Annotated in this window: 12 protein-coding genes; 8 read left to right on the plus strand and 4 right to left on the minus strand. The window is 73.2% G+C overall.

Going from position 1 to position 12,041, the window contains the following annotated elements:
- Window positions 1-102: 102 nt before the first annotated feature.
- The 5 genes from ACLJTM_RS07300 to ACLJTM_RS07320 all read left to right on the plus strand — a co-directional run bounded on the left by ACLJTM_RS07300 (window position 103) and on the right by ACLJTM_RS07320 (window position 5,094).
- On the plus strand, window positions 103-882 hold the full coding sequence (locus tag ACLJTM_RS07300) for an MHYT domain-containing protein (RefSeq protein ID WP_411102588.1): 780 nt from the start codon (window positions 103-105) through the stop codon (window positions 880-882).
- 72 nt (window positions 883-954) lie between these two features.
- Window positions 955-3,639, plus strand: a complete 2,685-nt coding sequence (locus ACLJTM_RS07305) for a nitrate- and nitrite sensing domain-containing protein (RefSeq protein WP_411102589.1) — start codon at window positions 955-957, stop codon at window positions 3,637-3,639.
- The gene (locus ACLJTM_RS07310) at window positions 3,639-4,082 is read left to right on the plus strand and encodes a roadblock/LC7 domain-containing protein (protein WP_411102590.1); all 444 of its coding nucleotides are present in this window, start codon (window positions 3,639-3,641) and stop codon (window positions 4,080-4,082) included. The genes ACLJTM_RS07305 and ACLJTM_RS07310 overlap by 1 nt, the downstream gene beginning before the upstream one ends.
- 17 nt (window positions 4,083-4,099) lie before the next feature.
- A complete protein-coding gene (locus ACLJTM_RS07315; protein WP_411102591.1) occupies window positions 4,100-4,480 on the plus strand; it encodes a DUF742 domain-containing protein in 381 nt (126 codons plus the stop codon).
- A complete protein-coding gene (locus ACLJTM_RS07320) occupies window positions 4,480-5,094 on the plus strand; it encodes a GTP-binding protein (RefSeq protein ID WP_411103262.1) in 615 nt (204 codons plus the stop codon). The genes ACLJTM_RS07315 and ACLJTM_RS07320 overlap by 1 nt, the downstream gene beginning before the upstream one ends.
- Before the next feature lie 17 nt (window positions 5,095-5,111).
- Here ACLJTM_RS07320 and ACLJTM_RS07325 read toward each other — a convergent pair whose 3' ends face one another.
- Window positions 5,112-5,549 carry a PPOX class F420-dependent oxidoreductase gene (locus ACLJTM_RS07325; RefSeq protein WP_411102592.1) on the minus strand — a complete coding sequence of 146 codons (438 nt, stop codon included), beginning with the start codon at window positions 5,547-5,549 and terminating at the stop codon, window positions 5,112-5,114.
- Window positions 5,550-5,656: 107 nt separating this feature from the next.
- Here ACLJTM_RS07325 and ACLJTM_RS07330 point away from each other — a divergent pair, with 107 nt between their 5' ends.
- Window positions 5,657-6,055, plus strand: a complete 399-nt coding sequence (locus ACLJTM_RS07330; protein ID WP_411102593.1) for a roadblock/LC7 domain-containing protein — start codon at window positions 5,657-5,659, stop codon at window positions 6,053-6,055.
- 97 nt (window positions 6,056-6,152) lie between these two features.
- Window positions 6,153-7,049 (plus strand): DUF6397 family protein, encoded by an 897-nt coding sequence (locus ACLJTM_RS07335; RefSeq protein WP_411102594.1) that lies wholly within the window; start codon window positions 6,153-6,155, stop codon window positions 7,047-7,049.
- On the opposite strand, the gene ACLJTM_RS07340 is transcribed toward ACLJTM_RS07335, so the two are convergent.
- The 3 genes from ACLJTM_RS07340 to ACLJTM_RS07350 form a co-directional block, all read right to left on the minus strand.
- Window positions 7,013-7,414 carry a YchJ family protein gene (locus ACLJTM_RS07340; protein WP_411102595.1) on the minus strand — a complete coding sequence of 134 codons (402 nt, stop codon included), beginning with the start codon at window positions 7,412-7,414 and terminating at the stop codon, window positions 7,013-7,015. The genes ACLJTM_RS07335 and ACLJTM_RS07340 overlap by 37 nt on opposite strands.
- A gap of 8 nt (window positions 7,415-7,422) precedes the next feature.
- The gene (locus ACLJTM_RS07345; protein ID WP_411102596.1) at window positions 7,423-8,331 is read right to left on the minus strand and encodes an acyl-CoA thioesterase; all 909 of its coding nucleotides are present in this window, start codon (window positions 8,329-8,331) and stop codon (window positions 7,423-7,425) included.
- 70 nt (window positions 8,332-8,401) lie between these two features.
- A complete protein-coding gene (locus tag ACLJTM_RS07350) occupies window positions 8,402-10,924 on the minus strand; it encodes a DEAD/DEAH box helicase (protein ID WP_411102597.1) in 2,523 nt (840 codons plus the stop codon).
- 145 nt (window positions 10,925-11,069) lie between these two features.
- On the opposite strand from ACLJTM_RS07350, the gene ACLJTM_RS07355 reads away from it, so the two are divergent.
- The gene (locus ACLJTM_RS07355; RefSeq protein WP_411102598.1) at window positions 11,070-11,861 is read left to right on the plus strand and encodes a metal-dependent hydrolase; all 792 of its coding nucleotides are present in this window, start codon (window positions 11,070-11,072) and stop codon (window positions 11,859-11,861) included.
- Window positions 11,862-12,041: the final 180 nt, after the last annotated feature.

Raw genomic sequence — 12,041 nt, forward strand, 5'->3', positions numbered from 1 at the left:
GTGATCGAACAAGAACGTATCTCTGTCATATTCCAGCAGTTCCAGCTGCTTTCGAAATGCGCCCCGTGTTCGCGCCCTCACCCGCACTAGCGTCCCGTGGCCATGGGACACATGGACCACGCCGCCTATGGCTGGCTGACACCCGCACTGTCATACGTGATGGCATCGATCGGCGCCGCCCTCGGGCTGCGCTGCACCGTCCGCGCGCTCGCCGCGACCGGATCCTCCCGCCGCAACTGGCTGGTCACCGCCGCCTCCGCCATCGGCTCCGGCATCTGGACCATGCACTTCGTCGCCATGCTCGGCTTCGACGTCGTCGGCACCCAGATCCGCTTCGACGTCCCGCTGACCATCCTCAGCCTGCTCGTCGCCATGCTGGTCGTCGGCGCCGGCCTCTTCGCCGTGGGATACGGGAAGGACCGCGGCCGGGCCCTCGTACTCGGCGGCCTCACCACCGGCCTCGGCGTCGCCAGCATGCACTACCTCGGCATGGCGGCCCTGCGCCTGCACGGGGACGTCCGCTACGAGCCGCTGGCCGTCGGCCTCTCCGTCGCCATCGCCGTCGTGGCCGCCACGGCAGCCCTGTGGGCCGCGCTGAACATCAAGGCACCGGTCGCCGTCGCCGTCGCCTCCCTGGTCATGGGCGCCGCCGTCACCAGCATGCACTACACCGGGATGATGGCCGTCGCCGTCGATGTCAGCCCCTCGGACGGCGCCCTGACCGGCGCCACGGCCATGCAGTTCATCTTCCCGCTCGCCGTCGGGCTCGGTTCCTACCTGTTCATCACCTCGGCTTTCGTCGCGCTTTCCCCGACCGCCGACGAACGCGCCGCCTCCGCCTCCGCCCAGCACCTCGGCGAACACCCGGCGCCCGCACACTGACCCGCCGCCGCGCCCTCCGCCCGCACCGCCCCCGCCCCGCACCAGCACGAAGCGCCCCCGAACGAGGAGCCCATGCGCACACCCCGCAGAAAACCGGCAGCACCGGCGCCCCGGCTGCCCGCGCCTGCGGCCCGCGGCCGCCGGGCCCACGCCGGACCGCCGGCCGAGGAACCGGCCGAGCTCCTCGCCCCGCGACGGGCCCCCGCCCCGTCCCCCGGCCGCAAGCCCGGGCTGCGGCTGCGCCCCCGCACCGTCCGCGCGAAGATCGTCTCCCTGCTGATGGTCCCCGTGGTCTCCTTGCTCGCACTCTGGGGCTTCGCCACCGTCAGCACCGCCCAGGACATCGCCCGGCTCAGCCGCGTCCAGCGGGTCGATGCGCAGATACGCACCCCCGTCGCCGCCGCCGTCGCCGAACTCCAGGCAGAGCGCCGGGCCGCAGTCCGCCTGCTGGCGGAACCGGCCGCCGACCAGGGCGCCACCCTGGACCAGCAGGCCCAGCGCAGCGAGGCCGCCGTCCGGCGGCTGCGCCTCGGCGACCGGCACACCGTCGCCGACTCCGGCGACTACCGCACCGGCGTGGCGGTCCGGCTGAGCGCCTTCGTCGCCGCCGCGGACGCCCTCGGCCCCACCCGCAAGGACATCACGGGCCGCCGGGCCACCCCCGAGGCCGCGTACGAGATCTACACCCGGGTGATCGACGCCGCCCTCGCCGTCACCGGGGCCCTGTCCGACGGGCAGGACGCCGAACTCGGCCCTGAGGCCCGCGTCCTGCTCGAACTCGCCCGCGCCCGCGAACTCCTCTCCCAGGAGGACGCCCTGCTCGCCCTGCCGGGCCCGCGCACCGCCGACACGCTGCGTCGGCTCACCGGCGCCGTCGAGACCCGCCGCGCCCTGACCGCCGGGGCCACCGGCGACCTCCCGGCAGCCCAGCAGGAGGCCTGGCAGTCGGTGGCGAGGAGCGCCGCCTACGCCGACCTCACCGGCGCGGAGGACCGGGCGCTGGCCGCCGGGACCACCCGGGACGCGGTCGGCGCACCACCGGGCTGGGAGGCCGCCCACAGCGGCATCGGCGCCTCGCTCCGCGAGATCGACGAGGCCGCGCACGCCGCTGCCGCCGACCGTGCGGACCCGTTTGCCGAAGGGGCCCTCAGCCCGGCCGGCGCCGCCGTACTGCTCGGCCTGGCCGCCGTGGCCGCCTCGCTCTTCATCTCCGTGCGCATCGGCCGCGCCCTGGTCGTCGAGCTCGTCTCCCTGCGCAACACCGCCCTGGAGATCGCCCACCGCAAACTGCCGCACGCGATGGACCGGCTGCGGGCCGGGCAGCAGATCGACGTCGACGCGGAGACCCCGCCGGAACCCGCGGCCGAGGACGAGGTCACCCAGGTCGGTGAGGCGCTCGCCACCGTCCACCGGGCCGCGCTGAGCGCCGCCGTCGAGCGCGCCGAACTGGCCAGCGGGGTCTCCGGGGTGTTCGTCAACCTCGCCCGCCGCAGCCAGGTCCTGGTGCACAGGCAACTCACCCTGCTGGACTCGATGGAGCGCCGCGCCGACGACCCCAACGAGCTCGGCGACCTCTTCCGCCTCGACCACCTCACCACCCGGATGCGCCGGCACGCCGAGAGCCTCATCATCCTGTCGGGGGCGGCTCCCGGCCGGGCCTGGCGGATGCCGGTCCCCCTGACGAACGTGGTGCGGGCCGCCGTCTCCGAGATCGAGGACTACACCCGGGTCGAGGTCCGCCAGCTCGCCGAGGCCGCGGTCGTCGGCGGGGCCGTCGCCGACCTGACCCACCTGCTCGCCGAACTCGTCGAGAACGCCACCCAGTTCTCGCCGCCGCACACCAAGGTGCGGGTCAGCGGCGAACCCGTCGGAACCGGCTACGTCCTGGAGGTCGAGGACCGCGGCCTCGGCATGGGCCGGGACACGCTGAACGACGCCAACCGGCGCATCGAACAGTCCGAGGCGCTCGACCTCTTCGACAGCGACCGGCTGGGGCTCTTCGTGGTCAGCCGGCTCTCGGCCCGCCACGGGGTGAAGGTGCACCTGCGCACGTCACCGTACGGCGGCACCACCGCCGTGGTGCTGCTGCCCAACTCCCTGCTCCAGGCCGCGGGCACCGCAGGCACGGCCGTCCCGGACCAGCGTGCCGGGACGTCGCCCCGCCGCCCCGGACCCCCCGAGGAGGTTTCCGCCGCGGCGCCGGTACGGGAGGAGGTGCACGGCATCGCGGCCGCCGGCCCGACGCCCGCGGACCACACCCCGGCCGATCGCACTCCGGCCGGCCTTGCCCCGGCCGGCCGCACCCCGGGTGATCGCGCTCCGGCCGGTCACCTCCCGGCTGCGGACCGCACCCCGGCCGCCGCCCACCGGAAGCCCGGGCCCGGCCGGTCCCCGTCCGCCGCGCAGCCGGCCGGCCCGGGGGAGCAGCCCCCGGCCCCGGTGGCCCCGTTCCGGCCGCGCTCCGCAAGCCCCGCGGGACCGCGTACGCAGGCGGAGGCGGGCCCCGGCACCCCTGCTCCGGCGCCGTCCCCGTCCCCGTCCCCGGTGACCGAGCTGCCGCGCCGGGTGCGCCAGGCCAGCCTCGTGCCCCAGTTGCGCGAGGCACCCGCCAAGGCGCCGGCCGGCGAACGGCCGCCTGCGGGTCCGCCGGGACGCAGCCCGGAGCAGGCGCGGGACCGGATGGCGGCCTACCGGGACGGCTGGGCCCGCGGCACCCGGGAGAACTCCGCCCACGCAGGCAGCGAAGGAGAAGTGTGATGATCGAACAGCAGAGAACCGACCTGGACGGCGTCCGGCGGTCGGGGGAACTGGACTGGCTGCTGGACGACCTGGTCGTCCGGGTGCGCGAGGTCCGGCACGCCGTGGTCCTGTCCAACGACGGCCTGGCGGTCGGCGCGTCCCACGCGCTGAGCCGGGAGGACGCCGAGCACCTGGCCGCCGTGGCCTCGGGCTTCCACAGCCTGGCCAAGGGCGCGGGGCGGCACTTCCACGCCGGGGGCGTGCGCCAGACGATGGTCGAGATGGACGAGGGGTTCCTCTTCGTCGCGGCGGCCGGGGACGGGTCCTGCCTGGCCGTCCTCAGTTCCGCCGGCGCCGACATCGGCCTGATCGCCTATGAGATGGCCCGGCTCGTGAAGCAGGTCGGCGAGCACCTCTACACGCCGCCCCGGTTCGCGGCGCGGCCGCCGGCCGCGGGCTGAGGGCGGCGGTCCGGCACATGAGCGGCCAGTGGTACGACGCCGACGCGGGCCCCCTCGTCCGTCCGTACGCCATGACCGGCGGACGCACGAAGCCCGGACCCCACGGCCTCCGCTTCGATCTGATCGCGCTGGTCGCGGTCGACCCGGAGGGCACCGACGCGGCGGCCGAGTCGCTGCTCGGCCCCGAGCACCGGGCGCTGCTCGGACTCTGCCGGGCCGAGACCCAGTCGGTGGCGGAACTCGCCGCCGACGCCGACCTGCCCGTGGGGGTGGTGCGCGTCCTGCTCGGGGACCTGCTGGAGGGCGGGCACGTGAAGGTGAGCCGACCGGTACCGCCCGCGCAGCTGCCGGACGAGCGGATTCTGCGGGAAGTCATCGAGGGATTGCGAGCGCTGTGATGCGACAAGAGGACACCGACACCGAGCTGGCCCCGCTCGCGCTGAAGATCCTCGTGGCGGGGGGCTTCGGGGTGGGCAAGACCACGCTGGTCGGCGCCGTCAGCGAGATCCGGCCGCTGCGGACCGAGGAGTTGCTGAGCGAGGCGGGCGAACAGGTCGACGACACCGGAGGGGTGGACCAGAAGACCACCACGACGGTGGCCATGGACTTCGGCCGGATCACCATCCGGTCCGGGCTCTCCCTCTACCTGTTCGGGACGCCGGGACAGGACCGGTTCTGGTTCCTGTGGGACGAGTTGTCACAAGGGGCGCTCGGCGCGGTGGTGCTGGCCGACACGCGGCGGCTGGAGGACTGCTTCCCGGCGGTGGACTACTTCGAGCACCGCCGCATCCCCTTCGTCGTGGCGGTGAACTGCTTCACGACCGCCCGGCGGTACGGGGCGAACGAGGTGTCCCGGGCGTTGGACCTGGATCAGGGGACCCCGGTGGTGCTGTGCGACGCCCGGGACCGGGACTCGGGTAAGGAAGTGCTGATCAGGCTGGTCGAGTACGCCGGACGGGTGCACACCGCCAGGCTGTTGGAATCGGTGGGGCCGCAGACGGACTCCGCGTGAACCGCCGCGGCCGGGGCTCAGTCGGCGACGCCCGCCTCGGCGATCACCTTCGCGATGGGGACCCGTACGAGGAGTTCGCCCGGGACGGCGTTGCGGCGTCCGAAGGCGGCGGCGTGCTCCGCGCCCATGTAGCGGGCGCCGATCCGGGTCGCCCAGGCGAGCATCCCGTCGGGGTCGTCGGCGTGTTCGCTGATTTCGGCGCGGCCGTGGAGCACGACGTAGGAGAACGGCGGCCGGTCGTCGTCGACGCACAGCGCGACCCGGCCGTCCCGGGCCAGGTTGCGGCCCTTGACGGTGTCCTTGCCGGTGTTGAAGACGAAGGAGTCGCCGTCGAGCACGAACCAGACGGGAGCGATGTGCGGACTGCCGTCCGCGCGGACGGTGGAGAGCTTGCCGGTGCGGGTGGAGTGCGAGACGAAGGCCCGCCATTCCTCTTGAGTCATCTTCTTCGACATGGGGACATCCTCCTTGCCGGGAAGGCACCGGTGGGGAAGGCTGGCGGGACGACCATGCGGGGCGGGGCGCGGCCATGCGGGCCGTGCCGAGGGGGAGGGACTCGGAAATGGCACTGGACAAGCAGCTCGACTGGCTGCTGGACGACCTGACGCGCAGGGTCCAACAGGTGCGGCACGCGGTGGTGCTGTCCAACGACGGCCTGGTCACGGGCGCGAGCGCGGGGCTGGCCCGGGAGGACGCGGAACACCTCGCCGCTGTCGCGGCCGGTCTGCAGAGCCTGGCCAAGGGGTCGGGCCGGCACTTCCGGGCGGGTGAGGTACGCCAGACGATGGTCGAGTACGACGAGGGCGTCCTGTTCGTCATGGCGGCGGGCCCGGGGAGCTGCCTGTGCGTGCTGAGCGCCTCCGAGTCCGACATCGGCCAGGTCGCCTACGAGATGACGCTGCTGGTCAACCGGGTGGGCGAGCACCTGGGCGTGGCGGAGCGACGGATCACGGGCGGCTGAGGAGGGGCTCGGAGAGTTATCCACAGGCCTCGCGCGGCGTCGTCACGCGGAGTTACGGTCTTCACACAGGGTAATCACTACCGGTGGGGAGAGCGTCATGACGATGCAGGTTGAGGCCGTGCTGCGGGAGGCCGAGGCGGCGCTGGGCGCAGGCCTCCTGGTGGGCGGCGTACAAGCCGCAGCGGAACTGGGCCTGAGCCGCAGCGAGTTCGCCCGGGCCGTCCAGCTCGGGATCGTCTGCGCGGGCCCGTCGGCCCCGGGCGGCGGAGCGCGGTACGCGCGGGCCGAGCTGGAACGGGTGAGGACGGCCGCGACGCGGCAGGCCGGGGGAGCCCCGTGCACAGGCGGCCCGGCCGACAGGGGCCTTCCGGAACGTGCGGCCGGTCCGGACGGGGACGGGCCCCGGGCACTGCGGGAACGGCTCAAGGCGGTGGCGGGCGCGGACGCCGGCGCGGAGGTGCTGGGCATCGGCCCGAGCCGGTTCACCCGGCTCGCACGCTGCGGCCACCTCACGCCGGTGGGATACCGGATCAACCGCTACCGGGCCGTGGTCTGGCTGTACCTGGCCGCGGAACTACGGGAGTTCGCCGAGCGGGAGCCGACCGCGCTCCGCGGCGCCGCGCCACCGGCGGACCGGGAGCTGATGACGGCCGGTACCGATCTGCGGCCGCGCTCCTGGCGGGCCCGGCACGTCGGGCTCCTGCTGAAACGGACCCCCGACCCCTGGGGACGGGCAGCCGTCCTGGCCTCCGTACTCCCCGAAGAGGAGCTGCGCACGGCCGTGCCCGATCCGGCGGAGCGCATCGTCCTGGCCGCTCTCGCCCCACCCCTGCCGTACGGGCACCCGCAGGCCCCGGCGGCCGCGGCGGTCGCCCGGGCGCTGCTGAAGGCCGACGGTGCACCGGAGGTGGAGCGCTACCGCGCGAGCCTGGGTGCCGCCCTGGCCGCCGCTCGCGGTCAGTCGAAGTCGACGGGGGAGAGGGGGCCGACGTAGACCCAGGCACCGCCCTCGCGGGAGAAACCGCTGAGCTCGTGCAGTGAACCGGTGCGGCCGCCCTCGCGGTAGTGCGCCCGGAACTCCACCGAGCCCTCGGTCTCGAACATCCCGCCGCGCTGCGTACCGAGGATCTCCAGGCGCTCCCAGCGCTGCCCGGGGTCCAGGTCGAGGCCGCCCGGGCGGGTCGAGGAGTGCCAGGAGCGCAGCAGGTAGGCGGTGTCGCCCACGGCGAAGGCGCTGAAGCGCGAGCGCATCAGCAGTTCGGCCGTGGGCGCCTGCCGGACGCCGGAGTGGAAGCGGCCGCAGCACTCCGGGTAGGCGGCGGGCAGCCCGCAGGGGCAGGGGAGGGCCGGGTCGGGCATGTGCGTGCTCAGTTCTCGGGGGTCGAAGCGGCCGGCCGGGCGGACCGCGGGGAGTACGGACGGAACAGGCCCTCCTGGACCACGGAGACCAGCAGTCTGCCCTCCAGGTCGTAGATGCGGCCGCGGGCCAGGCCGCGGCCGCCGTGCGCGATGGGCGACTCCTGGTCGTACAGGAACCACTCGTCGGCACGGAAGGGCCGGTGGAACCACATGGCGTGGTCCAGGGAGGCCATGTCGAACCCGCGCATGCCCCACAGGGGTTCCACGGGGATGCGCACGGCATCGAGGAGGGTCATGTCACTGGCGTAGGTGAGGGCGCAGGTGTGCACCAGCGGGTCGTCGCCCAGCGGGCCGACCGCGCGCATCCACACCGCGCTGCGCGGATCGGCGTCCTTGAGCTCCTCGGGAGTCCAGCGGAGCCGGTCCGTGTAGCGGATGTCGAAGGGCTGGCGGCGGGCCATCCGCTCCAGCGCCTCGGGCAGCGCCCCCAGGTGCTCGCGGATCTCGTCCGCGACCTTGGGGAGCGCGTCCGGGTGGGGGAAGTCGAGGCGGGGAGGCAGCTGGTGCTCGATGCTGCCCTCCTCCGGTTGGTGGAAGGAGGCGGTGAGATTGAAGATCGTCTTGCCCTGCTGGACCGCGGTGACCCGGCGCGTGGTGAAGGACCGCCCGTCGCGCACCCGTTCCACCTGGTACACGATCGGCACCCCGGGAATGCCGGGGCGCAGGAAGTACGCGTGCAGCGAGTGCACCGGGCGGTCGCCCTCGGTGGTGCGGCCCGCCGCCACCAGGGCCTGTCCGGCGACCTGGCCGCCGAAGACGCGCTGGAGGGATTCGTGCGGGCTGGCGCCGCGGAAGATGTTGACCTCGATCTGCTCCAGGTCGAGCAGGTCGACGAGTCTCTCGGCGGGGTTCGTCATCAGGGGTTCTCCACGGTCGGGCCCGGGCGCGGCGAGCGGCACGGGCGGGTCGGCGGGTTGCGGGCGTCGGTCAGAGCGCGCCGAGTTCACCGACCGAGGTGACCCGGATGACGGCCCGGCCCTCCTCGTCGGAGGCGGCGAGGTCGACCTCGGCGCTGATGCCCCAGCCATGGTCCCCGTTGGGGTCGGCGAAGGCCTGGCGGACGCGCCACAGGCCGTGCGCCGGGTCCTCCTCGATCTGGAGCAGCTTCGGCCCGCGGGCATCGGGGCCCGTGCCGAGGTCGTCGTACTCGTCCCAGTAGCCGTCCAGGGCCTCGCCCCAGGCGTCGGCGTCCCATCCGGAGTCGCCGTCGAGCTCGCCCAGCACGTTCACGTGGTCGAGTGCGGCCAACTCCACCCGGCGGAACATGGCGTTGCGCACCAGGACGCGGAAGGCGCGGGAGTTCGCCGTGACCGGCTTGACCTGGTCGGCCTTCTCCTGGGCCTGCTCGGCCGTCTCCACCTCCGGGTTCGCCAGCTGCTCCCACTCGTCGAGGAGGCTGGAGTCGACCTGGCGGACCAGCTCGCCGAGCCAGGCGATCAGGTCTTCGAGGTCCTCGGACTTCAGGTCGTCGGGGATGGTGTGGTCCAGTGCCTTGAACGCGCTCGCCAGGTACCGCAGCACGATGCCCTCGGTGCGGGCGAGCTCGTAGAAGGAGGTGAACTCGGTGAAGGTCATCGCGCGTTCGTACATGTCGCGGATGATCGACTTCGGGGAGACCGGGTGGTCGCGGACCCAGGGGTGGCTCTTGGCGTAGACGTCGTAGGCGTGGAAGAGCAGCTCTTCGAGCGGCTTGGGATAAGTGACGTCCTGGAGACGCTCCATCCGCTCCTCGTACTCGATCCCGTCCGCCTTCATCTGGCCGACCTGGATGCCGCGCTCCTTGTTCTGCTGCGCGGCCAGGATCTGCCGCGGGTCATCCAGGGTGGACTCGACGACCGACACCATGTCCAACGCGTAGGAGGGCGACTCGGGGTCCAGCAGGTCGAAGGAGGCCAGGGCGAAGGTGGACAGCGGCTGGTTGAGCGCGAAGTCCTGCTGGAGGTCGACCGTCAGCCGGATGGTGCGGCCCTCCGCGTCCGGGGTGTCGAGCTTCTCGACCACCCCGCCGTCCAGCAGGGAGCGGTAGATGGCGATGGCCCGGCGGATGTGGCGCAGCTGGGCCTTGCGCGGCTCGTGGTTGTCCTCCAGGAGGTGCCGCATGGCCTTGAAGGCGTCGCCCGGCCGGGCGATGACGGACAGCAGCATGATGTTGGTGACCTTGAAGCGCGAGGTCAGCGGCTCCGGGTCGGCGGCGATCAGCTTCTCGAAGGTGGTGTCCGACCAGGCGACGAAGCCCTCGGGTGCCTTCTTGCGCACCACCTTGCGGCGCTTCTTCGGGTCGTCGCCCGCCTTCGCGAGGGCCTTCTCGTTCTCGATGACGTGCTCGGGCGCCTGCGCGACCACATAGCCCGCCGTGTCGAATCCGGCCCGGCCGGCCCGGCCGGCGATCTGGTGGAACTCGCGGGCCCGCAGGGTGCGGACCCGGTTGCCGTCGTACTTGGTGAGCGCGGTGAACAGCACGGTGCGGATCGGCACGTTGACGCCGACGCCCAGGGTGTCGGTACCGCAGATGACCTTGAGCAGGCCGGCTTGGGCCAGCTTCTCCACCAGGCGGCGGTACTTGGGCAGCATGCCGGCGTGGTGGACGCCGATGCCGTGCCGGACGTAGCGGGAGAGGTTCTGGCCGAACTTCGTGGTGAAGCGGAAGTTGCCGATGAGCTCGGCGATCTTGTCCTTCTCCTCGCGCGTGCACATGTTGATGCTCATGAGCGACTGCGCCCGCTCGACCGCCTGGGCCTGCGTGAAGTGCACGATGTACACCGGGGCCTGCCGGGTCTCCAGCAGTTCGGTGATGGTGTCCGTGATGGGCGTCGTGACGTAGTCGTACGACAGCGGGACGGGCCGGGTCGCGGAGCGGACCACCGAGGTGGGCCGGCCGGTGCGCCGGGTGAGGTCCTCCTCGAACCGCTTCATGTCGCCGAGGGTCGCCGACATCAGGACGAACTGCGCCTGCGGCAGCTCCAGCAGCGGGATCTGCCAGGCCCAGCCGCGGTCCGGCTCCGCATAGAAGTGGAACTCGTCCATCACGACCTGGCCGATGTCGGCGTGCCGGCCGTCGCGCAGGGCGATCGAGGCCAGCACCTCCGCGGTGCAGCAGATCACGGGGGCGTCCGAGTTCACGGAGGCGTCGCCGGTCAGCATCCCCACGTTCTCGGTGCCGAAGAGCTTGCACAGGTCGAAGAACTTCTCGGACACCAGGGCCTTGATGGGGGCGGTGTAGAAGGTGACCTTGTCCTGGGCCAGGGCGGTGAAGTGCGCGCCCGCGGCCACCAGGCTCTTGCCGGAGCCGGTCGGCGTGGAGAGGACCACGTTCGCCCCGGAGACCACCTCGATCAGCGCCTCCTCCTGCGCCGGGTACAGGGCGATGCCCTGGCCCTCCGCCCACGAGGAGAAGGCTTCGAAGAGGGCGTCGGGGTCGGCGTTCGGCGGGAGCTGATCAATGAGGGTCACACCCCCCATCTTGCCTGGCTTCCGCCCGGATGAGGGAACCGGCGGGGAGGAGGAAGATCATCGACGGTACGCTGTGCCGTCGATGCGGCCCGAACGAAACCGTCGAGGGGGCCCGAGCACCACACCACCGGGGCGGGAAAAGACCATGATGGGTCCGGCTCACTCACTGTCCGGCGCAGCAGCCTGGCTGGGGGTGGGCGCGGCCACCGCGGCCGCCGGCCACCCCATGCCCTGGCCGGTCCTCGTGGTCGGCGCCCTGATCTGCGCCGGCGCCGCCCTCGCCCCTGACCTCGACCACAAGTCGGCGACGATCTCGCGGGCCTTCGGCCCGCTCTCGCGCGGCGTGTGCGAGGTGGTCGACAAGATCTCCTACGCGGTCTACAAGGCCACCCGCTCCCCGAGGGACGCCCGCCGCACCGGCGGCCACCGCACCCTGACGCACACCTGGCTCTGGGCCGTCCTCACCGGCGCCGGCGCCTCGGCCCTCGCCGCCGGCACCGAGCGCTGGGGCGTCCTCGCGATACTCTTCGTCCACCTGGTGCTCGCCGTGGAGGGACTGCTGTGGCGGGCGGCCCGGATGTCCAGCGACATCCTCGTCTGGCTGCTCGGCGCCACCAGCGCCTGGATCCTCGCGGGCGTGCTCGACCAGCCGGGCAACGGCGCGGACTGGCTGTTCACCGGCCCCGGCCAGGAGTACCTCTGGCTGGGCCTGCCGATCCTCCTCGGCGCCCTGGTCCACGACATCGGCGACGCCCTGACGGTGTCGGGCTGCCCGATCCTGTGGCCGCTGCCCATCGCCGGCAAGCGCTGGTACCCCATCGGCCCGCCGAAGATGATGCGCTTCCGCGCGGGCAGCTGGGTCGAGCTCAAGGTCCTCATGCCGGCCTTCCTCCTCCTCGGAGGGTTCGGCGGCGCCTCGGCCCTGGGCTTCATCTAGTGCGGTGACCGGAGAGGTCCACCGGGTCGCGGCGCCCGGCAGACCTCTCCGGCCACCGCACCGGCCGCCTCTCGGGCATCCGTGCGGACCGTGCCACCGCTGACCGCGACGGCGCAGGGACGGCGAAAGCCGCGGCCCCCGGCCCCCGGCCTCGGATCGGGGCGGGGGGCCGGGGGCCGG

Origin of the sequence: Streptomyces sp. cmx-4-9 (genome assembly GCF_046548835.1) — a bacterium.
Classification (GTDB): Bacteria; Actinomycetota; Actinomycetes; order Streptomycetales; family Streptomycetaceae; genus Streptomyces.

Bases quoted from the DNA above. Each gene is read 5' to 3' on its own strand.
- ACLJTM_RS07300 (WP_411102588.1), top strand. From the start codon at position 103: ATGGGACACATGGACCACGCCGCCTATGGCTGGCTGACACCCGCACTG.
- ACLJTM_RS07305 (WP_411102589.1), top strand. From the start codon at position 955: ATGCGCACACCCCGCAGAAAACCGGCAGCACCGGCGCCCCGGCTGCCC.
- ACLJTM_RS07310 (WP_411102590.1), top strand. From the start codon at position 3,639: ATGATCGAACAGCAGAGAACCGACCTGGACGGCGTCCGGCGGTCGGGG.
- ACLJTM_RS07315 (WP_411102591.1), top strand. From the start codon at position 4,100: ATGAGCGGCCAGTGGTACGACGCCGACGCGGGCCCCCTCGTCCGTCCG.
- ACLJTM_RS07320 (WP_411103262.1), top strand. From the start codon at position 4,480: ATGCGACAAGAGGACACCGACACCGAGCTGGCCCCGCTCGCGCTGAAG.
- ACLJTM_RS07325 (WP_411102592.1), bottom strand. From the start codon at position 5,549: ATGTCGAAGAAGATGACTCAAGAGGAATGGCGGGCCTTCGTCTCGCAC.
- ACLJTM_RS07330 (WP_411102593.1), top strand. From the start codon at position 5,657: ATGGCACTGGACAAGCAGCTCGACTGGCTGCTGGACGACCTGACGCGC.
- ACLJTM_RS07335 (WP_411102594.1), top strand. From the start codon at position 6,153: ATGACGATGCAGGTTGAGGCCGTGCTGCGGGAGGCCGAGGCGGCGCTG.
- ACLJTM_RS07340 (WP_411102595.1), bottom strand. From the start codon at position 7,414: ATGCCCGACCCGGCCCTCCCCTGCCCCTGCGGGCTGCCCGCCGCCTAC.
- ACLJTM_RS07345 (WP_411102596.1), bottom strand. From the start codon at position 8,331: ATGACGAACCCCGCCGAGAGACTCGTCGACCTGCTCGACCTGGAGCAG.
- ACLJTM_RS07355 (WP_411102598.1), top strand. From the start codon at position 11,070: ATGATGGGTCCGGCTCACTCACTGTCCGGCGCAGCAGCCTGGCTGGGG.